Genomic DNA, 22,538 nt, shown 5'->3' with positions numbered 1-22,538 from the left:
GGGCCGGTCGGCGCGTCCGGTCGCCGTGTCGAACACCGTCACTCCTGAGGGGGAAATATTCACAGGTGGCGCCCGGAGCGGCCGGTTCCGCACCAGGTCACGGCGGATGACAGACTGACGTCATGGACGAGCGCGAATTCGGTAGGTCTGGTCAGCACGCATCCGTCGTCGGTCTCGGCACCTGGCAACTGGGCGCCGACTGGGGAGACGTCGACGACAAGGAGGCCCTGACCGTTCTGGAGGCGGCGGCCGAGTCGGGGGTGACCTTCTTCGACACCGCCGACGTCTACGGGGACGGCCGCAGCGAGCAGACCATCGCCGCGTTCCTCAGCGGCCGGCCCGACCTGCACGTGCTGGTCGCCACCAAGATGGGCCGCCGCGTCGACCAGATCCCCGAGAACTACGTCCTGGACAACTTCCGCGCCTGGAACGACCGCTCCCGCCGCAACCTCGGCGTCGACCGCATCGACCTGGTGCAGCTGCACTGCCCGCCCACCCCCGTCTACTCCAGCGACGAGGTCTTCGACGCCCTCGACACCCTCGTCGAGGAGGAGCGCATCGCGCACTACGGCGTCAGCGTGGAGACCTGCGCCGAAGCCCTCACCGCGATCGCCCGGCCGGGCGTCGCGAGCGTGCAGATCATCCTCAACCCGTTCCGGCTGAAGCCCCTGTACGAGGTGCTCCCGGCGGCCCGTGAGGCCGGGGTCGGCATCATCGCCCGCGTCCCGCTCGCCTCCGGCCTGCTCTCCGGCAAGTACACCAAGGACACCGTCTTCCCGGAGAACGACCACCGCGCCTACAACCGGCACGGCGAGGCCTTCGACCAGGGCGAGACCTTCTCCGGTGTCGACTACGTCACCGGGGTCGAGGCCGCCGTCGAGTTCGCGGCCCTCGCGCCCGAGGGGTACACGCCGGCCCAGCTCGCGCTGCGGTGGATCGTCCAGCAGCCCGGCGTGACCACCGTCATCCCGGGCGCGCGCTCGGCCGAGCAGGCCCGTGCCAACGCCGCCGCCGCCAAGCTCCCGGAGCTGACCGAGGAGACGCTCGCGGCGGTCCGCGAACTCTACGACCGGCGCGTCAAGGAGCAGGTCGAAGGACGCTGGTAGCCGGAAACGGGGCGGCGGGCCGGAGAGAACCGCCGCTCACGGGGTACTCGCGGGGAGAGGGGACCGACCACTCGAACCGGGAGGACGACACACGTGACGGACACGGCGGCCAAGGCCGAGCAGCGCAGGGGGCGGAACGAGACCGAAGAGGAAAGAGCCGACCGCATGTGGGGGGAGCTCATCCAGGAGATCCGGGTCGCCCAGACGGGCGTGCAGATCCTCTTCGGCTTCCTGCTGACCGTCGTGTTCACCCCGCGCTACGCCGACCTGCAACACGTCGACCAGGTCATCTACATCGTGACCGTGGTCCTGGGCGCCTGCGCGACCGGCGCTCTCATAGGCCCCGTCTCCCTGCACCGCCTGGTCTCCGGGCGGCGGGTGAAACCGCAGGCGGTGCGGTGGGCGTCCCGGCTGACCCTCGTCGGACTGCTCCTGCTGCTCGCCACCATGACCGCCTCGCTGCTGCTGATCCTGCGCGTGGCCACCCACAACGACTTCGTGCCGTATCTCGTCGCGGGTGTGGTCGCGTGGTACGCGCTGTGCTGGTTCGTGCTGCCGCTGTGGACCCGGCGCCGCTACACGACGCGCGGCTAGCCGGCTTCGGGCGCGGCGCCCCGGGCGCCGCGCAGCGCGGTGATACAGCTGCCGATCGCCTGCTGAAGCTCCTCCAGCCGCTGGACCATGTCGTCCTCGTAGAACTCCTGCGCGTCGACGTCGTCGAAGGTCAGCTCCTCGAACACCTTCGTCGCCCGCTGGAGGCTGCTGTAGAACTTCGTGCGCCGCTCCTGGACGCGCAGCTCGGGGTCCGCCTCGACGGTCTCCACGACGAGACTCTTCATCGTGTCGTAGGCATCGCCGGCCCACTCGCCGGCGTCCTCGTCGTCGTTCAGCTCGTCGAGCAGTGAGAGGTGCCGTTCGGCCTCCTGGCGCAGTTCGGCCGGCGCGTCGAGGATCTGTCCGGCGGGCGTCCTGATCCGGCCGGACTCGGCGATCTGACGCACGTACCCGATGCGGTCGGCCGAGCGGCTCTCGGTGGCCACGGCCTTCTTCAGGTCGTCGGTGCGTACCACGTCCCGGGCCAGCTCCAGCTGGAGATCGGGGTCCTCCTTGACGCGGTCCAGGAGGGCGGCGCGGGCCGCGCGGGCGGTCGAGGGGTCGGCGAGGATCGCGGCGCGCAGGGCGGTGGGGTTCTCCGCGACCTCCAGCGCCTTGGTCGGGCGGATGCCCTCGGCCTCGGCGGCCTCGGCGATGGCGGTACCGCGCTCGGAGCCGGCGCCGGACCGGGACACGTAGTAGGTCAGCCACACCTCCGCGTCCGGCAGCTCGACCTGCTGGCCCGGCGCGAGCTCCTCGAAGTGCGGCACGAGACCGTCGTCGGCGGCCCGGTCCCAGGCCTTGTAGTACCGCATGACGCGGTCGGGGGAGCAGCCGGCCAGCTTCGCGAACTCCTTCGCCGACACCTTCGGCGTCTCGTCCGCGCCCTGCCCGCCCGGCCGGACGCTGCGCGCCACCATCAGGCCGAAGGCCCACCCGCCGGTCCGCGCGTAGACGCCGAACTCACGGGCGTCCCGCGCCACGAGGTCGGACAGGGGCGCGGGAGGCGTTTCGGGGGACGTCTCGGGCAGGTCGATCGCCAGGGTCACGGATGACTCTCCTCTACGGCTGCTGGACGGAGTACCGGCACTGCGGCAGTGCGGAACGGCAGCCTATATGCACCTCTTGGCGATGCTTTGCCAGACCCGTGTGCGGGCCGCGCGGCCCGTCGGCGGCCCGTCAGCCGAACGCGCTGCGCAGCGCGGGCAGCAGGGTCTTCTCCGACCAGTCCAGGTACGCGTGCTGGGCGTCCCCGCCGATCTGCACCAGGGCGACCTCCGTGAAACCGGCCTCGACGTACGGTCGTACGGCCTCGACGAAGTCGTCCGGGTCGTCGCCGCAGGGGATCGAGGCGGCGACGTCGTCGGGCGTCACGAACTGGGTCGCCGCCTCGAAGGAGTCCGGGTGGGGCAGCTCGGAGTTCACCTTCCAGCCGTTGCCGAACCAGCGGAACTGGGAGTGCGCCCGCTTCACGGCGGTGTCCCGGTCGGCGTCGTGGCAGATCGGCAGCTGACCCACCCGCGGCTTGCCCTCGCCGCCGTTGCGGTCGAACGCCTCCAGCAGACCCGCCTGGGGCTCGGTGGCGATCACGAGGTCGGCCAGCCGGCCCGCGAGGGCGCACGACCGCTCGCCGGAGACGGCGACGCCGATCGGCGGCGGTTCGTCGGGCAGGTCCCACAGCCGGGCGGAGTCCACGTCGTAGTGGGTGCCGTGCCGTGTCACGTGGCCACCCTCGAACAGCGCGCGGATGATCTCCACGGCCTCCTCGAACATCTCGTGGCGCACGTCCACGGAGGGCCAGCCACCGCCGACCACATGTTCGTTCAGATTCTCCCCGGCGCCGAGTCCCAGCCGGAAGCGTCCCTCGGACAGCAGTTGCATCGTCGCGGCCTTCTGCGCCACCACCGCCGGGTGGTAGCGGAAGGTCGGGCACGTCACGTACGTCATCAGCGGGATGCGTGACGTGGCCTGGGCGGCGGCGCCGAGCACGGTCCAGGCGTACGGCGAGTGGCCCTGGGCGCGCAGCCACGGAAAGTAGTGGTCCGAGGTCACCGAGAAGTCGAAACCCGCCTCCTCGGCACGCACCACGTGGTCGACCAGGTCACGGGGGCCGGCCTGTTCGGTCATCATCGTGTATCCGATTTGCACCATGAGGCCCGAGTCCCCGGCCGCCGGATGAGGAAACGGGCGCCCGGAGAGGAAACAGAACCGCCGTCCGTGGTCCGTAGTCCGATCGGGACCCCGCACCGCCTGCGGGTGACCTGCTTCCTCGACGGACGGTACGTTCACCGCCCGCTGGGACACGAAACCCCTGCACGGCGGCCCGCTGCGCGCACCACGCCGGTCGCCCCGGTCAGGCGGCTGAACCGGGCCGGAAGGTCCGCAGGAACGTCTCCAGCGCCTCGCCGTTGGCGCGCTTGCCCCAGTCCGCGGCGGGCGTCGTCCAGCGCAGCGAGAAGCTGCGGTGCCCGCCGAGCAGGAAACCGCGGCCGAAGGTGCGCACCTGGGTGCCGTCGGCGTTCATGAGCCACTCCATGTCGGCGGCCTCGTATCCCTGGTACGTCGTCGCCTCGATGGCGCCGAGCCGACGGAAACCGTCGTCGTTCTTCAGGCCGGGCTCGACGTCCTCGCGCCAGACGGCCACCGGGTCCGGTCCCGCGCTCTCGCTGTAGGTCACCGCGAGGGTGCGCGGATCGCCGGACGCCCCGAAGGTGACGCGGTAGGCCTCGTCGGCGCCGCGCGTGGTCTCCAGCGGCTTCCAGCCCCCGGGAAGCGCGACCGAGAAGCCCTCGGGCGCGCGGTAGACGCGGTAGCCCTCGGGGAGGGCGTCGGCGGTGGCGGACGCCGAAGGGGAGACATCCGGGGGCGTGCTCGGCGCCGGGCTGCTCGGCGCGGTCGGGCTCGGCGCCGGGGAGTCTCTTTCGCCGGCGTCCTCGCCGGGTCCCGCGGCGGACGCGGACGGCCGGGCCGGCGCACCGCTCCCCGCCGTGTCGTCGGTGTCGGGCAGCGTGTGGGTGACGGCGAGGGCGGCGACCGCCACGGTCACGACGGCCAGTGCCGTCCCGGCCGCCATGGCCCGGCCGCTCCACCGCGGACCGACGTACCGGGCTGCGGCACAGGCACGCTTCAGCGCGGGAGCCTGGAGGACGGCGTGCGGATCCTCCTCCAGCACCCGGGTGAGCGACTGGCGTACGACGGTTCTGGTCAGCCGTTCCCGGGAGTCCTTGCGCAGCAGCCCCTGCACGGTCGGGGTGAGCGGACCGGCCCGCAGCGGGGTGCGCAGCGGCAGCCGGTCCACGCCCTTCAGCGTGCTCTCGGGCCGGTCCCGGTCCCGGTACGGCGGCCTTCCCTCGACCATCGTGTAGAGGATCGCGCCCAGCGCCCACAGGTCGGCCGCCGGGCCGATCCGGTCGTCCCGGGCCTGCTCGGGGGAGGCGTACGCCGGGGCCGCCACCCGGGGGGCGAGGGTCGCGCCCGCCAGCCCGAACCCGGTGAGCACGAGGGGCCCCCGGGACCGCACGAAGAGCTGACCGGGGCTCAGCTCGCCGTGGGTGATGCCCTCGCCGTGCGCCACCTCGAGCACGTCGAGCAGCTCCAGCCCGACTGAGGCGGCCTTGGCCGGACTGAACGCCCCCTTCTGGGAGAGGAGTTGACTCAGAGGCAGACCGTCGATCCACTCCGTGACGGTCCACAGGGAACCCGCCTCCGCCACGGCGTCCACGACCGCGGCGATCCGGCCGGGACACAGCCGCGCCATCGTCTCGGACATGCGCAGGACCCGGTCGGCGGCCTGGCGGGCCTTCTCCTCGCCCTGGCCGGCCGGCAGCCCGATCCTGGTGACCAGGCACGGCCGCGCCGTCCCGGTGTCCTCGACGTACTCGCCGTACCAGCCGACGCGGTTCGTCTCCCGGTGGACGACGTCGAGCAGCCGGTACCTCCCGGCGACCAACTCGTGCGTGGAGACGTGCGTCTTGACCATGGTCATCCCTCGCTGAAACGCCGGCACTCACCTTTCCCAGTGGTACGACCGGCGCGAGGGGGTCCGTTCAATTGACGGGCGACTCCGGTGTGTTTTCTGTCTTTTATTCAAAAAAGGCGCCGCTTCGGCCCGAGCGCATGTACGAGAAAAGGAATTGCCGGCCGTCGTCCTGGGTCGGTCCTGCGGTGTAACCAGCGGTAAACGCGCCGGACGGGCTCTGCGGGGTTCCCGGGAACGCACCCTCTCGACCGCGCTGCATTCCTGCTCGGAAGTGATCCCGTCGATTTCCCCGATCCGGCCGGTCGCCTTCGCACAGCGATCCGGCCGGGACGACCGGAACCTCGTTCCGGGGATCCACGCCCACACGCCCGGCATCCCGTCAGCGGCGCCCGTCCAGCACGCCACGCGCCGTCCCGTTCGTCGCGCCCGTCTCGTTCGTCGCGCCCGTGCCGTCCGTCGCGGCCGGGCCGGGGCCGGCCGGGTCAGCGCGGCGCGCCCGGCTGCGGTTCGAGCAGCCGCTCGCGATAGGCGATCGCCACGGCCTCCGTGCGGCTCGCCGCGCTCAGCTTGGCGAGGATGTTGGAGACGTGGACGCTCGCCGTCTTGCCGCTGATGAACAGCTCCTCGCCGATCTGCCGGTTGCTCCGGCCGAGCGCGAGCAGCCCGAGCACGTCCCGCTCCCGGGCCGTCAGGGGCGCCGGACCGCCCCCGGCCGTGGACCCGGCGTCGGTGAGGCGCCCGCGCCGGAGCAGGTCGTCCGCCCGTTCCAGCAGGGGCGTGGCGCCCAGCCGTACGGCCGTCTCCCGGGCGGCGCGGGCCTCGGCGGCCGCCTCCTCGCGCCGCCCGGCCGCCAGCAGGGCCTGCGCGTACCGCAGTCGGCAGCGGGCGAGCTCGTAGGCGTCGCCGTAGCCGAACGCCGCCACGGTCCTCTCCCAGGCCGCCGGGTCCGGCCCGCTGGTGGCCCACGCCCACTCGGCCTCCGCGCGGGCCAGCCAGGCGCGCCCCTCCGGGCCCTGCGGCACGCCGGTCGCGCCCCGCCGGGCCACCGCCCGCGCCGGTTCCAGGAGCTGCGTCGCCACCGCCGACCAGCGGTCGGCCGCCGCCGCGTCACCGCCGCGCCGTGCCCCGGCCGCCGCCTCGGCGACCGCGGTGAGGGCGAGCGCGGTCAGCCGGACCGTGACGTCCGGGAGCGTGCCCGCGTCGTCCGTCAGGGCTTCGACCGAGGACCGCAGCCGGGCCACCGCCGCCTCGGCGTCACCGCTCAGCACCGCCGCGTCGGTCAGCACGATCCCCGCGACGAGCGCCGCCATCCAGTCGAAGCGCCCCCCGATCAGAGCCCGGGCCCGGTCCGCGACGCCCTTGTCGCCGCGCGCGAGGCCCACATACAGGGCGGGACCCACCGCGTAGCCCCCCGACGCCGGCAGCACCGCCAGGTCGGTCGCCGCCGTCTGCAGGCACTCGTCCCAGCGGCCCAGCGTGTAGAGCACCAGCAGTTGGAGGTACCGCATCTCCAGCGGATACGGCGAGGACAGCAGCCCCGCCCGGCGGGCCCGGTCCAGGCCCTCGGAGAGCCAGGGCAGGCACTCCTCCAGCTCCCCGGCCTCGTAGGCGCCGATGGCCAGGGTGAACAGGGCGCGCATCTCCACCGGCGCGTTGCCGCCGCGCCGGGCCAGTTCGCGCGCCTGCGTCAGCCGCGCGCGCCCCTCTGCGGAGCGCCGGCCGTCGCCCTCGAGGTTGGCCAGGGAGACCAGGAGGTCGGCACGCGCGTCCGTCAGATCGAGCCGCTCGGCGGCGCGCAGCGCCCGGCGCGCGACCCGCAGGGCGGTCGGCAGCTCACCGACCTGCCGGGCCGCCAGCACATGCGTGGCGGCGGCCCACACCCAGGTCGGCGACGGCGGTTCGGCGGGGATCATCGCCAACGCCTCGCTGCTGTAGGCGAACGCGGCCGTCAGACTGTCGACGCCCATGAGGGTGCCGGCCAGCGTGTACCGCACACGGGCGGCGAGTTCGGAGTCGGCGTCCTGGCCCACGCCGGCGAGCGCGGCCCGGGTCAGGGAGACCGCGCGGTGCGCCTCCCCGGCGTGCGCGGCGGCGGCCGAGGCGCGCAGCATCAGCGTGACGCGGTCGGCCCCGTCACCGGAGGGGAGGGCCGTCGCGGGCACCGACTCCCAGAGGTCGAGCAGGGCTTCCAGCTGGCGGAGTTCCTCGGCGGGCGCGCCGACCCGCCGGGCGTGGTCGGCGGCCTCCAGCGAGGCGGCGAGGGCCTGGCCCAGATCGTGGCTCTCGCGGTAGTGGTGGGCGCGTTCCGCCGCGGTCTCGGCACGGTGGCCCCGGTCGGCCAGCAGCGCGGCGAACGCGCCGTGCAGCCGCGACCGTTCACCCGGCAGCAGATCCGCGTACACCGCCTCGCGGGCGAGGGCGTGCCGGAAGGCGTACGCGCCGTCCTCGCCCGCGACCAGGAGCTGGTGGCCGACTGCCTCCCGCAGCGCCGACTCCAGCTCGTCCTCGGGCAGTCCGACCGCGTCCCGCAGCAGATCGTGTTCCACACGCCGCCCCGCGACGGCGGCGGTGCGCAGCACCTGCTGGGCGGTTTCGGGGAGTTGCTCCACGCGGATGAGGAGGAGGTCGGCGAGCCCGCTGGGCATTCCGCCGGCCCCTGTGTCCGTGGCCGCCAGCAACTCCTCCGCGTAGAAGGCGTTGCCTTCCGCGCGCTCGACGATCCGGCGCACCGTGGCGTCCGGCAGCGGCCGGTCCTCCAGGGCGCGCAGCAACCGGGCCACCTCCGCGTCCGCCAGCGGCCGCAGCTCCAGCCGGTCCACGGCCGGCAGCCGCACCAGCTCGGCCAGCAGCGGGCGCAGCGGGTGCCGGCGGTGCAGGTCGTCCGCGCGGTAGGAGGCAAGGATCGCCAGCCGGTGACCGGTGCCGTTGCCCGCGGGCCGCTGGAGGAAGCCCCGGCTGAGCAGGAAGCGCAGCAGGTCCCGGGAGGACTGGTCGGCCCAGTGCAGGTCCTCGAGAACGAGGAGCAGCGGTGTGACGCCCGACAGGTCGGCGAGCAGCGCCGCCATCCCCTCGAACAGCCTCAGCCGGCCTTCCCCGCTGCCGGACCGCGGGCCGGGACCCGCCTCGTCGGGGTCCGTGTCGCCCGCGCCGAGCAGCCGGTCGACCAGGGGGTGTGCGGCGAGCACGGCGGAGAACCGCTCGTCGGCGGCGAGCAGGCCCAGGATCTCGGTGAACGGCAGATACGGCAGCCCCACGTCACCGAGGTCGACGCAGTGTCCGGTGAGCACGGTCATGCCGGCAGCGGCCGCCCGTGCGGCGGCCTCGCCCAGCACCCGGGTCTTGCCCACGCCGGCGTCCCCGGCGATCAGCACCGCGCGCGACGCACCGCCCCGGGCGCCCTCCAGCACGTCGGAAAGCCGGGCGAGTTCCTCTTCCCGGCCGATGAACGGGGTGGCGAACACGGTCTGCGACACGACTCCATCCTGGCATGCGCCACCGACGACGCGGCCCCCGACCAGGAACGGAGCCCTGCCGGGACGATCTCGACAGCGCTCTTCCAGGCGCTCTTTCCTGTGTGCGCCCAGCAGTGCGCACTCGACGGTGCGGTCTCAGCGGCGCGCACGCAGCGGCGCGCACTCGTCGGGCGCCCTCGGCGGGGCGGTCTTGAAGGCGGCCCTAGCGGTGCAGTGACCGCGCCCAGTCCTCCGGCACCCGGCCTGTCGGACCCGGGGCGGGCTGGTCGGCGGGATGACTGGCCGGAGGGGCGAGCTCGGGCCCCGACTCGTACAGTTCGTCGCTCGAGTAGTCCCAGAACCACTCCTCGCCCGGCTCGAAGCTGCGGACCAGGGGATGCCCGGTCGCCTTGTAGTGCGCGGTGGCGTGCTGCGCGGGGGAGGAGTCGCAGCAGCCGACATGTCCACAGCTCGCGCAGCGCCGCAGGTGGAACCACCAGCCGCCCGCCGCCTCGCAGTCCACGCAGCCGGCGCTGCTGGGCGGGACGCTCGGGTCGATCGCGTCTACGTCGGTCATACGGGCTCCTCGGCGGTCTCGGCGTCCGGTGCGCTGTCGGGGTCGGGGGCGGTGAGCGGCAGCAGCACCTGGAAGCGGGTGTCGCCCGGCACGGACTCCACATGGAGGCTGCCGTGATGCTTGTTGACGACGATCCGCCAGGAGATGTCCAGGCCGAGCCCGGTGCCCTGGCCCACCGGCTTGGTGGTGAAGAACGGGTCGAAGATGCGGCCCCGCACGTCCGGCGCAATGCCGGGGCCCGTGTCGCGGAACTCCACCAGCAGCCGGTCGCCCTCGCGTGCCGTCCGCACGGTCAACGTGCCCTCGCCGCCCGCACTGTCCATGGCGAAGACGGCGTTGTCGACGAGGTTCGTCCACACCTGGTTGAGTTCCGCGGGGTAGGCGGGGATCGCCGGGAGCGTACGGTCGTAGTCCTTGACGACCTCGATGCGCTGCCCGATCTTGCCCGACAGCATCAGCAGAGTGCTGTCGAGGAGTTCGTGCACGTCGACGACCCGGTAGGGGGCGCGGTCGAGCTGCGAGTACTGCTTGGCGGCGTCGACGAGGTGCGAGATGCGGTTGGTGGAGTCGTCGATCTCGTCCATCAGCAGCTCGGTCTCGACCGTGTAGTTGAGCCAGCCCACCGCGCTCGGCAGGGTGTCCTCGTCGACGGTGGCCGCGACCTGCTCCAGCCAGTCCACGTCCAGGCCGGCCTGGACGAAGGTCGGCGCGAGCCGCCAGCCCTCCTGGATCCCGTGGTCGTCGAGCCAGTCGGCGAGGTCGTCCTCCCGGTCGGAGGCCTCCAGCGGGCTCAACGCCGGTGCCTTGGCCACCAGTTCGGCCGTGCGCTCCTGGATCTCGATCAGCCGGGCCAGTGCCTCCGGGTCGTACGCTCCGGAGGCGATGACGGCCAGCTTGTGCCGCATCTTCCCCACCCGCTCCCGCAGCGTCGCGGTGGCGCGTACGGCGGCCGCGGCCGGGTTGTTGAGCTCATGGGTGAGCCCCGCCGACAACGAGCCCAGGGCGAGCAGCCGTTCACGCTGCCCGACGGCCCGCTGGGTGTTCTTCGAGCCGAAGAACAGTCCCTCCAGCAGATGGGCCGCCATCGGGAACCACTCCCGCATGACGGCCGAGAACGACTCGGCGGGCAGGACGAAGAACCGCGTCGGCTCGGTCACCCGCATCGAGTTGTTGTAGACCTGCGGCACCTGGTCGCCCAGGTACGCCTGCATGGCCCCGGCGTACACCCCGCGCTGCGAGGTCCGGCTGACCTCGACGTCGTCCCCGCCGACCCGGCGGTACAGCACGACCGTGCCCTCGACCATCACGTAGAAGCACGTCGCCGGATCGCCCTCGGTGTACACCGGACCGGGCTCGAACCTCTCCACCCGGCCCTCGCTGCACAGCCGTCCGAGCTGTTCGGGGGAGAGCTTCTCGAACAGGAAGAGCGAGCTGATCTCGGTCGGGCTGCACGGCATCACCTGCCCGCTCATGACTGCTCCAGGTACCGGTGGACGAGCATCACGGCCATGGCTCCCTCTCCTACGGCGGACGCGACGCGCTTGGCGGACTCGGCGCGCGCGTCGCCCGCCACGAACACGCCGGGAATGCTGGTCTCCAGGTGGTACGGCGGCCGGTCCAGCGCCCAGTCCGCCGGTGGCCGCCCGTCGGGCGTGAGGTCGGGCCCGGCGAGGATGAACCCGCGCCCGTCGCGCAGCACGGTGCCCTCCAGCCAGTCGGTCAGCGGGGCCGCGCCGATGAACACGAACATCCACTGCGCGTCGACGAGTTCGGTCTCGCCCGTCGTCACGTCCCGCAGCGTCAGCTGCTCCAGGTGCCCGTCCCCGTGCGCGGCGTCGACGACGGTGCCGGGGCGCACGGTGATGTTGGGCGACTCGTCGATCTGCTGGATCAGGTAGTGCGACATCGACGCGGTCAGGGACTCCCCGCGCACCAGCAGGGTGACGGACTTGGCGCCCCTCGCCAGGTACATGGCCGCCTGGCCGGCGGAGTTGGCGCCGCCCACGATGTAGACGTCCTGCCCCTGGCAGGAGGCCGCCTCGGTGAGCGCCGACCCGTAGAACACCCCGCAGCCGGTCAGGTCTTCGCAGCCGGGCGCCGCCAGTTGCCGGTAGGACACGCCCGTCGCGAGGATCACGCTGTGCGCGGCCACCGCCGAGCCGTCCGAGAACCGCACGACGCGCGCGGAGCCGTTGACCTCGAGCCCGGTCACCTCGCGCGCGGTGAGGATCTCGGCGCCGAACCTGGTGGCCTGCCGTCGCGCCCGGTCGGTGAGCTGGGCCCCGGACACGCCGTCGGGGAAGCCCAGGTAGTTCTCGATACGGGAGCTCTGCCCGGCCTGTCCGCCGGTCGCGGACCGCTCCACGAGCACCGTCCGCAGGCCCTCGGAAGCCCCGTACACCGCCGAGCCGAGCCCGGCCGGGCCGCCGCCGATCACCACCAGGTCGTAGAAGTCGGCCGTCGGCGTCGTCGCCAGCCCCACCCGGGCGGCCAGTTCGGGCGCGTCCGGTTCGACCAGGGGCGTGCCGTCCGCGGTGACCACCAGCGGAAGCCGCTGCCCGTCGACCCCGGCCGCGGCCAGCAGCCGCTGCCCCTCCGGCTCGTCGGCGGAGTACCAGCGGTACGGCACCTGGTTGCGGGCCAGGAACTCCCGCACCTCCGACGACCGGGCCGACCAGCGGTGCCCGACCACCTTCGTGGCGGGCACGGGCCGGTAGTCGCTGGAGCGCCAGGCGTCCAGCAGATCGTCCAGGACGGGGTAGAGCTTCTCCTCCGGCGGGTCCCACGGCTTCAGCAGATAGTGGTCGAGGTCGACGACGTTGATCGCGTCGATCGCCGCGCTCGTGTCGGCGTACGCGGTCAGCAGCACGCGCCGGGCACCCGGGTACACGTCCAGGGCCTGTTCGAGGAACTCGATGCCGTTCATCCGGGGCATCCGGTAGTCGGCGAGGATGACGGCGACCAGGTCGCCGCGGAGCTTCAGCTCGCGCAGCGCCTCCAACGCGGACTCCCCGGACTCGGCGCGCACGATCCGGTACCCGGCGCCGTAGCGGCGCCGCAGGTCACGGGCGACGGCACGGGAGACACCCGGGTCGTCGTCCACGGTCAGGATGACGGTCCGCGCCGAATCGGCGGCCTGTGCCATACGTCTCCCACCCCGAGAGGGTCGTCACTCACGGCGGCACGGCGAAGCCCGCGCCGGCTTCGCCCATCGTATGTTCGATCGCCCCGGTCCGCTCCGGGATATCGGCGGGCCGTGCGCTGTGGGGCCAGTACAGGGCACCCCCGGTCAAGAAGGCCGCCGCTCGCCCAGTACGCAGAACTCGTTGCCCTCGGGGTCGGTCATCGTCACCCACGGCTGCTCGCCCTGTCCGATGTCCGCGCGGCGGGCGCCCAGGGACAGCAGACGGGTCACCTCGGCCTGCTGGTCGTCAGGGCGGAAGTCCAGGTGGAGCCGGTTCTTGACCGTCTTCCGCTCCGGCACCGGGACGAAGAGCAGGCCCGGCGTCCGGTCCTGCTCCGGTCGGATCTCGTACTCGTCGGGTGCGTCGTTGACCACGACCCAGCCGAGGGCCGCCGCCCACCAGCGTCCCAGCGCCGACGGGTCGGCCGCGTCGACGATCACCTGCTCCCAGTCCAAAGCCATGCCCGAAGCGTAGTGAAGACTGGGGTCCGACGGATGTGATCACGACTGAAGGAGGCGGCGGGATGACGGTCCCGATCACGGCAGGGGTCGACGGGACGGACGAGAGCCTCGCGGCGCTCGCCTGGGCGGCCCGCGAGGCCGTCCGGCGCGACCTGGGACTGCGGGTGGTGCACGCCTGGCGGTTCCAGCCGAACGCGGCGGCCGACGTGGCCGACCGGGACGCCCAGGAGCAGTGGGTGCGGGACTCCGTGCGGCAGGCCGTCGCGACGGTCGCCGAGCGGTACCCGGCGCTCGCCGTCACCACCGACGTCCAGGAGGGCACCCCGATCGGGACGCTCGTCGCCGCCGCGGCGGACGCGGAACTGCTGGTCCTCGGCTCGCGCGGGCACGGGCCGGTGGTCGGGTTCCTGCTCGGCTCGGTCGGCCAGCAGGTGATCGCCGAGGCCGCACGCCCGGTCGTGCTCGTCCGCGCCGGTGACGAGCCGTCGTCCGAGGCGGCCGGCCACGAGATCGTCGTCGGCCAGCACGGCGAGCCCGAGGACAGCGCGCCGGCGCTGCGCTTCGCGTTCGAGACGGCGGCCGCCCGGGGCGCGGGCGTCCGCGCGGTGCGGGCCTGGACGCTCCCGCCGGTGTTCGCCTACAGCCCCGGCTCGCTCCGGCTCGCCGACGAAGCCGGCGGTCTGGAGCCGTACGAGAAGAAGGCGCTGGCGGCGGCCCTGGATCCGTGGCGGGAGCGGTTCCCCGACGTGCCGGTGGTGGAGCACGTGGAGATGGGCAGCGCCGGGCAGGTGCTGCTGTCGGTGTCCGGGCGGGCGCAGCTCATGGTGGTCGGCCGCCGCGCCCACCGCACGGCCGTGGGCGCCCGGATCGGCTCCGTGGCACACGGTGTGCTGCACCACGCGGGCTGCCCGGTCGCCGTCGTGCCCCACGACTGACTCACTCCGGGAGGGTCGGCTCCAGGGTCTCCCGGGCCTTGGGCAGGATCCTCTTGATGTAGTCCTCGACCACCGTGCCGAGACCGATGTCGTGCTGCGCGTGCTCCGAGAGGTACCAGCGGTGCTCGAGGAGCTCGTGGTAGATCTCCGCCGCGTCCATGGAGCCGCGCAGCTCGAGGGGGACCGCCCGTACGGTGGGCCGGAAGACGTCCCGCACCCAGCGGTGCGCCAGCACCTCGGGGCGGGCGGCGAGGGGGTCGCCCGGGGCGTAGTCGTCCTGGGTCGCCATCCAGCTCTCGAGGTCGTTCAGCAGTCGCCGGGCCTGGTTCTCCTCGGTGTCCAGACCGGTGAGGCGCAGCAGCTGACGCTGGTGGTGGCCCGCGTCCACGACCTTCGGCACGAAGGTGACCGTGTCGCCGTTGGAGGAGTGCTCGATCTGCATCTCGGCGACGTCGAAGCCGAGCTCGTTGAGCCGGCGGATCCGGCGCTCGATGTAGTGGTACTTGCCGGCGGGGTAGACCGAGGTGCGGGTCAGTTCCTGCCACAGGGCCCCGTAGCGGGCGCAGATCTCCCTGCCGAACTCGATCGGATCCACCGAGGGATGCAGCGCCCCGGACGCCTCCAGGTCGAGCAGTTCGCCGCTGATGTTGACGCGGGCGAGGTCGAGGTCGTAGTCCCGTTGGCCGGGGCTCAGCTGGGGGTGCAGGTCGCCGGTCTCGGCGTCGACGAGGTAGGCGGCGTAGGCGCCCGCGTCCCGCCGGAACAGCGTGTTGGACAGTGAGCAGTCGCCCCACGCGAAGCCGGCCAGGTGCAGCCGCACCAGCAGCACCGCGAGGGCGTCCATGAGCCGGTGCATGGTCGCCGGGCGCATCGTCGTCTCGAACATCGAGCGGTACGGCATCGAGCCGCCCAGATGCCGGGTGACCAGCACCGACTCCAGCGGGACGCCGCCGTGGTCGGCGCGGCCGGTGACCACGGCCAGCGGGTCGACGGCGGGGATGCCGAGACGGTCCAGATCGCGCAGCAGCTCGTACTCGCGCAGGGCGGGACGCTCGGCGAGCTCCTTGACGGCGATCACCTCGTCCCCGGCCTGGGCGTAGCGCACCACGTGGCGGGAGATGCCGCGCGGCAGCGGGACGAGGACCTCCTCGGGCCACTCCTCCAGGGGCAGGTGCCAGGGCAGCTCCAGCAGGAGTGCCGGATGCTCCGGGTTGGTGGCGCTGATCTGCAAAGCCATGGCCTGACCTTAGACGGCGAGTTCGCGGGCCCGCTGGGCCGCCGCCTTCACGGATCCCTGGTGCAGCGGGCCGTGGCCGGGCAGCAGGAGATCGGCCGCCAGTCCCTCGATCACGCCCAGGGACTCCACCGCGCGGGCGCGCTCGTGGTGGAACATGTCCGGCAGCAGCTGCGGCCCCTCCAGCCGGCTGGTCGGATGACCGCTCACCAGGGCGTCACCGGTGACGACGACACCCGCTTGCGGAAGGTGGAAGACGGCGTGGCCGCTGGTGTGGCCGGGGGTGTGCACCGGGACGGGCCGGCCGGGCAGGTCGAGCGGGCCGCCGGCCCCGGGGAACGCCTCGGGCGCGGTGACCGGGTGCTGCTCGGTGCCGCCGGAGCGCAGCGCGTGCACCATCCAGGGCAGCACACCGGGCCGCCAGGCGTTCCTCAGCACCTCGCCCACGGTCACCTGCTGGAGGAACTCCCGGCGGGCGTGCGGCACTTCGGCCTCGTGCAGATACACCGGGGTGCCGTACTCCGAGCGCAGGTGCTCGGCGGAGCCCAGGTGGTCGTTGTGGGCGTGGGTGATCAGCACGGCCGTGACGGCCTCCGGGGAACTCCCCACGGAGGCGAGGGAGTCGAGGACCAGCTGCCGGTCTCCCGGATAGCCGGTGTCGATCAGTGTGACGGCGTCCCCTTCGGTGAGGATCACCCAGTTGGTGTTGCTGCCGTGCACCAGGTAGGTGCCGTCCGCCACTTGCCGTACTTCTGCCCGCATGGCCGTCCCGTGTCCTGGAGGTTCGTGCCCGAGGGGGACAGCAAAGCAGATCACCGGCGGGCTGCGGAGGGTGGGGTTCCACCGTCCCCCCGGTCCTCGCGACGCCGACCGTCGTCCCCGTCCCGCAGCGCGCGGGACGCCCGGTTCGGTCCGCCGGGGCCAGCGCGTGCGGGCGGCCCGGCGGTGGACGCGGGCCCCGGCGGGTCGGTCGTGCGGTCGCACCACGCACCCCCGAGGGCGGGGGCAGGGGTACCGCCGGCTCCGCTTCAGCGCACGCCGCGCGTGCGGAACTGGATGCTGATGCGCGGCCCTGCGGCGCGGGTGGACTTGGGGACGCAGTGCTCCCAGGTCCGTTGGCACGAGCCGCCCATCACGATCAGGTCCCCGTGCCCGAGCGGACGCCGTACGGTCTCGCCCCCGCGTGCCGGGCGCAGCAGCAGGTCGCGCGGGGAACCCACGGAGAGGATCGCGACCATGGTGTCCTCCCGGGCGCCGCGGCCGATCCGGTCGCCGTGCCAGGCGACGCTGTCCCGGCCGTCGCGGTAGTGGCACAGGCCCGCGGTGGCGAAGGGCTCACCCAGCTCCTCGGCGTAGTGCGCGGACAGCGCCTCACGTGCCTGGGCCAGCACAGGGTGGGGCAGCTGCTCGCCGGCTCCGTAGAACGCCAGCAGACGCGGTACGTCGATGACGCTGTCGTACATCTTCCGGCGCTCGGCACGCCACGGAACCTCGGTGGCCAGCTGTTCGAACAGGGCGTCCGAGCCGGTGAGCCAGCCCGGCAGTACGTCGATCCAGGCGCCCGCGCCGAGCGTGGTCCGGCCGATCCCGTCGAGGGGGCCGAGGCGCAGTTCGTCGGTCTGGTCGAAGAGGGAGCCCTGGAGGTGGTGCGCGGTCATGGTTCCAGCGTACGCCGCAATCGAAAATATGTTCCCTTCAGTCGTCCCGCAGGTGAGGCGGGGTGGGAGGCCGTCGCGTCGCGACCCTCTTTCGATACATCGGTGTATCGGATACATTCCCGTATCGAACGGAGGGCCGGGATGGCGGCGGAGCAGACCGAGCAGGCCGGGCGGACGACCGCGCGCGTCACCAGGCGCAGGGTCCGCACGCGGGCCAGGCTGCTCGACGCCGCCTTCGAGGTGTTCGCCGCGAAGGGCTTCGGACGGGTCTCCATCGAGGAGGTCTGCGAGGCCGCCGGTTACAGCAGAGGCGCCTTCTACTCCAACTTCGACAGCCTGGACGAGCTGTTCTTCGCCCTCTACCGGCAGCGGGCCGACCTGATCGCCGAGCAGGTGTCCGGCGCCCTCGCCCTCGACGGACCCGACCTCGACGTGCCCGCCGCCGTCGACCGGGTCACCGAGGTGCTCCTCCTCGACCTGGACTGGCTCCTGGTGAAGACGGACTTCCTGGTGCACGCCGCGCGCGCTCCGGACGTCGCGCTGACCCTGCTGGAACACCGGGCGCGGCTGCGGCGGGCGATCGCCGAGCGGCTCGCCCGGGCCCGGGGCCTCGCCGAACCGCCGGCCGTGCTCGGCGACGTCGACAGCGCGGCGCACGCCGTGGTCGCCGCCTACGACGGGGTCACCGCCCAACTGCTGCTGGACAAGGACGTCGAGGGTGCCCGCGTCTGGCTGAAGCAACTGCTCACCGCGCTGCTGACCGACGGCAGCGGCACCCCGGAATGACATCCTCAGGAGAAAGGCAGCGGACGCCATGGACGCGGACGTCATCGTCGTCGGAGCGGGCCTCGCGGGCCTGGTCGCGGCGCACGAACTCACCAGCAGGGGCCGGCGGGTCGCCCTGGTCGACCAGGAGAACGCCGCCAACCTCGGCGGCCAGGCGTTCTGGTCCTTCGGCGGGCTCTTCCTCGTCGACTCCCCGGAACAGCGCCGCCTCGGCATCAAGGACTCCTTCGACCTCGCCTGGAACGACTGGCAGGGCAGCGCGCAGTTCGACCGCGCCGACGACGAGGACTCCTGGGCGGTGCGCTGGGCGCGCGCCTACGTCGAGTTCGCGGCGGGGGAGAAGCGGACCTGGCTCGCCGGGCACGGGATCTCCTTCGTGCCGACCGTCGGCTGGGCGGAGCGCGGCGACCTGCGCGCCGACGGACACGGCAACTCCGTGCCCCGCTTCCATGTCGCCTGGGGCACCGGCACCGGCGTCGTCGAGCCGTTCGCGCGGTACGCCAAACAGGCGGCGAAGGACGGCCTGCTGACCTTCTACCACCGGCACCAGGTGGACGAACTGGTCCTCGAGGACGGCGCCGCCCGCGGGGTGCGCGGCACGGTCCTCGCCCCCGACGACCGCGCGCGCGGAGTCGCCTCCAACCGCGACCGCGTCGGCGACTTCGAGCTGACCGCCCAGGCCGTGGTCGTCACCAGCGGCGGCATCGGCGCCAACCACGAGATCGTGCGGCGCCACTGGCCCGAGCGGCTGGGCACACCGCCCGCCGAGATGGTCACCGGTGTCCCCGCCTACGTCGACGGCCGCATGCTCGACATCAGCGCCGGGGCCGGCGTCCGGCTGGTCAACCGCGACCGCATGTGGCACTACACCGAGGGCATCCAGAACTGGGACCCGATCTGGCCCGGCCACGGCATCCGCATCCTGCCCGGCCCGTCCTCCCTGTGGTTCGACGCCCTCGGCCGCCGCCTGCCCGACCCGTGCCTGCCGGGCTACGACACCCTCAACACGCTCAAGCACCTGCGGACGACCGAGGACATCGCCGGGCACGACCACTCCTGGTTCATCCTCACCCGCAAGATCGTCGAGAAGGAGTTCGCCCTGTCGGGCTCCGAGCAGAACCCCGACATCACGGCCAAGGACCGCAAGGCGGTCCTCCGTGACCGGCTGCTCGGCAAGGGCGCCCCGGCGCCGGTGCAGGCCTTCCTCGACCGCGGCGCGGACTTCGTCATCGCCGACACCCTCGACAAGCTCGTCGAGAAGATGAACGGGCTGACCGAGAAGGCGCTGCTCGACGTGGACGTGCTGCGTCGTCAGATCCAGGCCCGCGACCTCCAGCTGGCCAACCCGTACGCCAAGGACTCCCAGATCCAGGGCATCCGCAACGCGCGCCGCTACATCGGCGACCGGCTCGGCCGGGTCGCCACGCCGCACCGCGTCCTGGACCCCGAGGCAGGCCCGCTGATCGCCGTCAAGCTGCACGTCCTCACCCGCAAGACCCTCGGCGGCATCCAGACCGACCTCGACTCGCGCGCCCTGGGCGTCGACGGAGAGCCGGTCGAGGGCCTGTACGCGGCGGGCGAGGTGGCCGGCTTCGGCGGCGGCGGCGTGCACGGCTACAACGCCCTCGAAGGCACCTTCCTCGGCGGCTGCCTCTTCTCCGGCCGGGCCGCAGGCCGCGCCGCGGCCCGGCAGACGGCCTGACGGGCGGCCCGTCAGACGGGCTGCTGGACGAGGCGCCGGACGAGCAGGTGAGCCGATGATCCGGGTGGCGCTCCCGGATCATCGGCGCCTTCCCGGATCATCGGGGCCGGCCCGTCCCCGCCTCCAGCAGGCGGACCAGCACCGCCGTGTGACTCTGCTCGGGGGACTTCGCGGACGTCAGCAGCGTCACCGGGCCCTCGCGGACCGACTCGCGCAACCGGTCGAGCAGTTCGGCCGCCCCGGGCTCGCTCAGCTCGTCCTCGTAACGGCTCGCGAACTCCTCGTACGGTCCCTCGCCCGCGTGGTACCAGCGGCGCAGTTCGGTGGACGGGGTGAGTCCCTTGGGCCACTCGTCCACGCGGGCCGCGTCCTTCGACACGCCGCGCGGCCACAGCCGGTCGACCAGGACCCGCACCCCGTCGTCGGGCTCGGGCGGGTCGTAGACGCGACGCACGCGGACACTCATGGGCGGGCCGTCCGTTCGTCATCGGGGTGGGCAGCTCCTGGCGAGCGTAGACCGCGGCCACCGGCCGACACCGCTCGGCTTGACCTGAACGAGGGAGAAAGCCGGGGCGCCCGGTCCCTAGTCTGAGGACGTTTGATCACACGCCACCCCCCTCAGGAGCGCACGTGACACACCTTCGCAGACGCGCCACCACCCTCCTGCGCCGCGACACCGTTGCCTTCACCGTCCCCGTCGCCCTGGCGGCGCTGCTCACCGCGGCCGGACCCGCCACCGCGGCCGGACCGGCGGGCGCCGCCGGCGTCGGCGACCCCTACTTCCCGCTCGCCGGCAACGGCGGCTACCACGTCAGCCACTACGACCTGACACTCCGCTACGACCCGGGCAGCCGGCACCTCGACGGCAAGGCGGTGCTGACCGCCCGCGCCACCCGGCCGCTGGCCCGTTTCGACCTCGACTTCCAGGGGCTGAAGGTCACCGGCCTCACCGTCGACCACGTCAAGGCCGCACACCGGCGCGAGGGCCAGGAACTCGTCGTCACCCCGCGGCGCGCCCTGCGCGAGGGCGAGCGGTTCCAGGTCACCGTCACCTACCAGGGCATCCCCGGCCCGGTCACCGACCCCGACGGCTCACTCGACGGCTGGATCCCCACCGACGACGGGGCCTTCGTCGCCGGCGAACCACAGGGCGCCATGACCTGGTTCCCGGCCAACAACCATCCCCTCGACAAGTCCTCCTACGACTTCACGATCACCGTCCCCGAGGACCGCGCCGCCGTCGCCAACGGCGTCCTCCTCGGCCGGCGCACCACGCACGGCCTGACCACCTTCCGCTGGCGCCAGACGGAACCCATGGCCGCCTACCTCGCCACGGCGACCGTCGGAAAGTTCCAGGTCAAGCAGTACACGACGCGCGAGGGCCTCAAGGTGTACGACGCCGTCGACCCGCGTGAGGCCGCGGCCGCGGCGCCCGTCGTCGGGCAGCTGCCGGCCGTGCTGGAGTGGGAGAGCGCGCTGTTCGGGCCCTACCCGTTCCGCGCCGCCGGCTCGATCGTCGACCACGCCCCGAACGTCGGCTACGCCCTGGAGACCCAGTCGCGGCCCCTGTACGACCGCGCCCCCGACCTGAGCACCCTCGTCCACGAGAGCGCCCACCAGTGGTTCGGCGACTCCGTCTCCCTCACCTCCTGGAAGGACATCTGGCTCAACGAGGGCTTCGCCGTCTACACCGAGTGGCTCTACGCCGAGCAGCACGGCGGCAGCACCGCCCAGAAGAGCTTCGACGCCCTCTACGCCCGTCCCGCGACCGACGGCCTGTGGGAGTTCCCGCCCGGCGACCCCGGCAGCGGCGCGAACATCTTCGGCACCCCCGTCTACGCCCGTGGCGCCATGACCCTGCACGCCCTGCGCACCGCCGTCGGAGACCGCGCCTTCTTCCGCATCCTGCGCGCATGGGCCGCCGCGCACCGCTACGGCCACGGCACCACCGCCCAGTTCGAACGGCTCGCGGAACGGGAGTCCGGGCAGGACCTCGGCACGCTGTTCCGGACCTGGCTGTACGGCCGGGGCAAGCCCGGCAAGCCGTAGCGCCCCCGAACGGGCCGCGGAACCTGACGAGTTCCACACACCCGTCGGCGATGGTCGAACGATGATCACCCCTCGCCGCCGGGCCGTGCTGCTCGCCGCCTCCCTCCTGCTCACCGGATGCGGCGGCGTCGCGGCCACACCGGAGCACCGGCCCGCCACCACTGCCGCCGGCACCCCGACGACGCCGCCGGGCAGCCCCGCGCCCGCGATCTCCGTCCAGGCGGCACCGCAGCGGATACCCGGCCTGGGGACGAAGACCCGGGCCGCCGTGTCCGAGGACGCGGCCCAGGTGGTCGTGGTGACCGGCCGGGGCCGCGACTCCCCGCACTCCACGGTGGTCCTGTACCGGCGGACCGGGGCCGGCTGGCAGGCCGGGGAGACCTGGCCCGCGCACAACGCGCTGCGTGGCTGGAGCGACCACCACATGGGCGGCGACCTGCGCTCGCCCATCGGCGTGTACGGCCTCACCGACGCCGGCGGCCTGCTCCGCGACCCCGGCACCCGGCTCTCCTACGACCGGGGCGTCGGCTTCACCTCGCCCGGCACCGGGTTCGAGGGCGAACCGCTCCAGGGCTCCTTCGACTACGTGATCGCGATCGACTACAACCGCGAGCCCGGCACCTCGCCCCTCGACTGGACCCGTCCCCTCGGCGCGGAACGCGGCGGCGGCGTCTGGCTGCACGTCGACCACGGCGGTCCCACGCACGGCTGCGTCAGCATCGCCGAGCAGCACATGAAGGAGCTGCTCCTCGCCCTCGACCCCGCCCTGCATCCCGTGGTCGTCATGGGCGACCATGCCTCTCTGGCCCGCTGAACGAAC

Annotated in this window: 19 protein-coding genes; 7 read left to right on the top strand and 12 right to left on the bottom strand. The window is 73.1% G+C overall.

What is annotated here, in order from left to right:
- Nucleotides 1–122: 122 nt before the first annotated feature.
- Together QF030_RS06025 and QF030_RS06020 are read left to right on the top strand one after the other, a co-directional pair.
- A complete protein-coding gene (locus tag QF030_RS06025; RefSeq protein WP_307161603.1) occupies nucleotides 123–1,106 on the top strand; it encodes an aldo/keto reductase in 984 nt (327 codons plus the stop codon).
- A gap of 93 nt (nucleotides 1,107–1,199) precedes the next feature.
- Nucleotides 1,200–1,700 (top strand): DUF6328 family protein, encoded by a 501-nt coding sequence (locus tag QF030_RS06020; protein WP_373428740.1) that lies wholly within the window; start codon nucleotides 1,200–1,202, stop codon nucleotides 1,698–1,700.
- On the opposite strand, the gene QF030_RS06015 is transcribed toward QF030_RS06020, so the two are convergent.
- The 8 genes from QF030_RS06015 to QF030_RS05980 all read right to left on the bottom strand — a co-directional run bounded on the left by QF030_RS06015 (nucleotide 1,697) and on the right by QF030_RS05980 (nucleotide 13,354).
- Complete coding sequence (locus tag QF030_RS06015; protein ID WP_307161602.1) at nucleotides 1,697–2,749, bottom strand: hypothetical protein; 1,053 nt, start codon at nucleotides 2,747–2,749, stop codon at nucleotides 1,697–1,699. The two genes, QF030_RS06020 and QF030_RS06015, sit on opposite strands and share 4 nt — an antisense overlap.
- A gap of 130 nt (nucleotides 2,750–2,879) precedes the next feature.
- Nucleotides 2,880–3,851 carry an LLM class F420-dependent oxidoreductase gene (locus tag QF030_RS06010; protein ID WP_307161601.1) on the bottom strand — a complete coding sequence of 324 codons (972 nt, stop codon included), beginning with the start codon at nucleotides 3,849–3,851 and terminating at the stop codon, nucleotides 2,880–2,882.
- A gap of 202 nt (nucleotides 3,852–4,053) precedes the next feature.
- Nucleotides 4,054–5,685 carry a serine/threonine protein kinase gene (locus tag QF030_RS06005; protein WP_307161600.1) on the bottom strand — a complete coding sequence of 544 codons (1,632 nt, stop codon included), beginning with the start codon at nucleotides 5,683–5,685 and terminating at the stop codon, nucleotides 4,054–4,056.
- A gap of 476 nt (nucleotides 5,686–6,161) precedes the next feature.
- Nucleotides 6,162–9,152, bottom strand: coding sequence for an ATP-binding protein (locus tag QF030_RS06000; RefSeq protein ID WP_307161599.1), 2,991 nt, complete (start codon nucleotides 9,150–9,152; stop codon nucleotides 6,162–6,164).
- Between the two features lie 202 nt (nucleotides 9,153–9,354).
- The gene (locus tag QF030_RS05995; protein ID WP_307161598.1) at nucleotides 9,355–9,708 is read right to left on the bottom strand and encodes a UBP-type zinc finger domain-containing protein; all 354 of its coding nucleotides are present in this window, start codon (nucleotides 9,706–9,708) and stop codon (nucleotides 9,355–9,357) included.
- Complete coding sequence (locus QF030_RS05990; protein WP_307161597.1) at nucleotides 9,705–11,180, bottom strand: ATP-binding protein; 1,476 nt, start codon at nucleotides 11,178–11,180, stop codon at nucleotides 9,705–9,707. Before QF030_RS05990 ends, QF030_RS05995 begins: the two co-directional genes overlap by 4 nt.
- Entirely contained in the window at nucleotides 11,177–12,853 is a 1,677-nt protein-coding gene (locus QF030_RS05985; protein WP_307161596.1) for an FAD-dependent oxidoreductase, read from the bottom strand. Before QF030_RS05985 ends, QF030_RS05990 begins: the two co-directional genes overlap by 4 nt.
- A 144-nt stretch (nucleotides 12,854–12,997) precedes the next feature.
- A complete protein-coding gene (locus tag QF030_RS05980) occupies nucleotides 12,998–13,354 on the bottom strand; it encodes a VOC family protein (protein WP_307161595.1) in 357 nt (118 codons plus the stop codon).
- Nucleotides 13,355–13,416: 62 nt separating this feature from the next.
- Between QF030_RS05980 and QF030_RS05975 the strand changes: the two genes are divergently transcribed.
- Complete coding sequence (locus tag QF030_RS05975) at nucleotides 13,417–14,289, top strand: universal stress protein (RefSeq protein ID WP_307161594.1); 873 nt, start codon at nucleotides 13,417–13,419, stop codon at nucleotides 14,287–14,289.
- Nucleotide 14,290: 1 nt separating this feature from the next.
- Here QF030_RS05975 and QF030_RS05970 read toward each other — a convergent pair whose 3' ends face one another.
- The 3 genes from QF030_RS05970 to QF030_RS05960 form a co-directional block, all read right to left on the bottom strand.
- Nucleotides 14,291–15,526 carry a DUF4032 domain-containing protein gene (locus QF030_RS05970; protein ID WP_307161593.1) on the bottom strand — a complete coding sequence of 412 codons (1,236 nt, stop codon included), beginning with the start codon at nucleotides 15,524–15,526 and terminating at the stop codon, nucleotides 14,291–14,293.
- 9 nt (nucleotides 15,527–15,535) lie between these two features.
- Complete coding sequence (locus QF030_RS05965) at nucleotides 15,536–16,285, bottom strand: MBL fold metallo-hydrolase (RefSeq protein WP_307161592.1); 750 nt, start codon at nucleotides 16,283–16,285, stop codon at nucleotides 15,536–15,538.
- 266 nt (nucleotides 16,286–16,551) lie between these two features.
- The gene (locus QF030_RS05960; protein WP_307161591.1) at nucleotides 16,552–17,181 is read right to left on the bottom strand and encodes an alpha-ketoglutarate-dependent dioxygenase AlkB; all 630 of its coding nucleotides are present in this window, start codon (nucleotides 17,179–17,181) and stop codon (nucleotides 16,552–16,554) included.
- 141 nt (nucleotides 17,182–17,322) lie between these two features.
- On the opposite strand from QF030_RS05960, the gene QF030_RS05955 reads away from it, so the two are divergent.
- The gene (locus QF030_RS05955) at nucleotides 17,323–17,967 is read left to right on the top strand and encodes a TetR/AcrR family transcriptional regulator (protein ID WP_307161590.1); all 645 of its coding nucleotides are present in this window, start codon (nucleotides 17,323–17,325) and stop codon (nucleotides 17,965–17,967) included.
- 28 nt (nucleotides 17,968–17,995) lie between these two features.
- A complete protein-coding gene (locus tag QF030_RS05950) occupies nucleotides 17,996–19,669 on the top strand; it encodes an FAD-binding dehydrogenase (protein ID WP_307161589.1) in 1,674 nt (557 codons plus the stop codon).
- A gap of 97 nt (nucleotides 19,670–19,766) precedes the next feature.
- Here QF030_RS05950 and QF030_RS05945 read toward each other — a convergent pair whose 3' ends face one another.
- Complete coding sequence (locus tag QF030_RS05945; protein ID WP_307161588.1) at nucleotides 19,767–20,135, bottom strand: DUF488 domain-containing protein; 369 nt, start codon at nucleotides 20,133–20,135, stop codon at nucleotides 19,767–19,769.
- A 164-nt stretch (nucleotides 20,136–20,299) separates the two neighbouring features.
- Between QF030_RS05945 and QF030_RS05940 the strand changes: the two genes are divergently transcribed.
- Nucleotides 20,300–21,718, top strand: a complete 1,419-nt coding sequence (locus tag QF030_RS05940) for a M1 family metallopeptidase (RefSeq protein WP_307161587.1) — start codon at nucleotides 20,300–20,302, stop codon at nucleotides 21,716–21,718.
- 61 nt (nucleotides 21,719–21,779) lie between these two features.
- A complete protein-coding gene (locus tag QF030_RS05935) occupies nucleotides 21,780–22,532 on the top strand; it encodes a hypothetical protein (RefSeq protein WP_307161586.1) in 753 nt (250 codons plus the stop codon).
- The last annotated feature ends 6 nt before the right edge of the window (nucleotides 22,533–22,538 follow it).

Source organism: Streptomyces rishiriensis, assembly GCF_030815485.1.
Classification (GTDB): Bacteria; Actinomycetota; Actinomycetes; order Streptomycetales; family Streptomycetaceae; genus Streptomyces; species Streptomyces rishiriensis_A.
This window is presented reverse-complemented; position numbering and strand designations above follow the sequence as displayed.

Coding starts and splice junctions, on each gene's coding strand:
- QF030_RS05970 (WP_307161593.1), bottom strand. CDS start 15,526: ATGGCTTTGCAGATCAGCGCCACCAACCCGGAGCATCCGGCACTCCTG.
- QF030_RS05985 (WP_307161596.1), bottom strand. CDS start 12,853: ATGGCACAGGCCGCCGATTCGGCGCGGACCGTCATCCTGACCGTGGAC.
- QF030_RS05960 (WP_307161591.1), bottom strand. CDS start 17,181: ATGACCGCGCACCACCTCCAGGGCTCCCTCTTCGACCAGACCGACGAA.
- QF030_RS06005 (WP_307161600.1), bottom strand. CDS start 5,685: ATGACCATGGTCAAGACGCACGTCTCCACGCACGAGTTGGTCGCCGGG.
- QF030_RS06025 (WP_307161603.1), top strand. CDS start 123: ATGGACGAGCGCGAATTCGGTAGGTCTGGTCAGCACGCATCCGTCGTC.
- QF030_RS05975 (WP_307161594.1), top strand. CDS start 13,417: ATGACGGTCCCGATCACGGCAGGGGTCGACGGGACGGACGAGAGCCTC.
- QF030_RS06010 (WP_307161601.1), bottom strand. CDS start 3,851: ATGGTGCAAATCGGATACACGATGATGACCGAACAGGCCGGCCCCCGT.
- QF030_RS05955 (WP_307161590.1), top strand. CDS start 17,323: ATGGCGGCGGAGCAGACCGAGCAGGCCGGGCGGACGACCGCGCGCGTC.
- QF030_RS05935 (WP_307161586.1), top strand. CDS start 21,780: ATGATCACCCCTCGCCGCCGGGCCGTGCTGCTCGCCGCCTCCCTCCTG.
- QF030_RS05980 (WP_307161595.1), bottom strand. CDS start 13,354: ATGGCTTTGGACTGGGAGCAGGTGATCGTCGACGCGGCCGACCCGTCG.
- QF030_RS05995 (WP_307161598.1), bottom strand. CDS start 9,708: ATGACCGACGTAGACGCGATCGACCCGAGCGTCCCGCCCAGCAGCGCC.
- QF030_RS05990 (WP_307161597.1), bottom strand. CDS start 11,180: ATGAGCGGGCAGGTGATGCCGTGCAGCCCGACCGAGATCAGCTCGCTC.
- QF030_RS05945 (WP_307161588.1), bottom strand. CDS start 20,135: ATGAGTGTCCGCGTGCGTCGCGTCTACGACCCGCCCGAGCCCGACGAC.
- QF030_RS05950 (WP_307161589.1), top strand. CDS start 17,996: ATGGACGCGGACGTCATCGTCGTCGGAGCGGGCCTCGCGGGCCTGGTC.
- QF030_RS05965 (WP_307161592.1), bottom strand. CDS start 16,285: ATGCGGGCAGAAGTACGGCAAGTGGCGGACGGCACCTACCTGGTGCAC.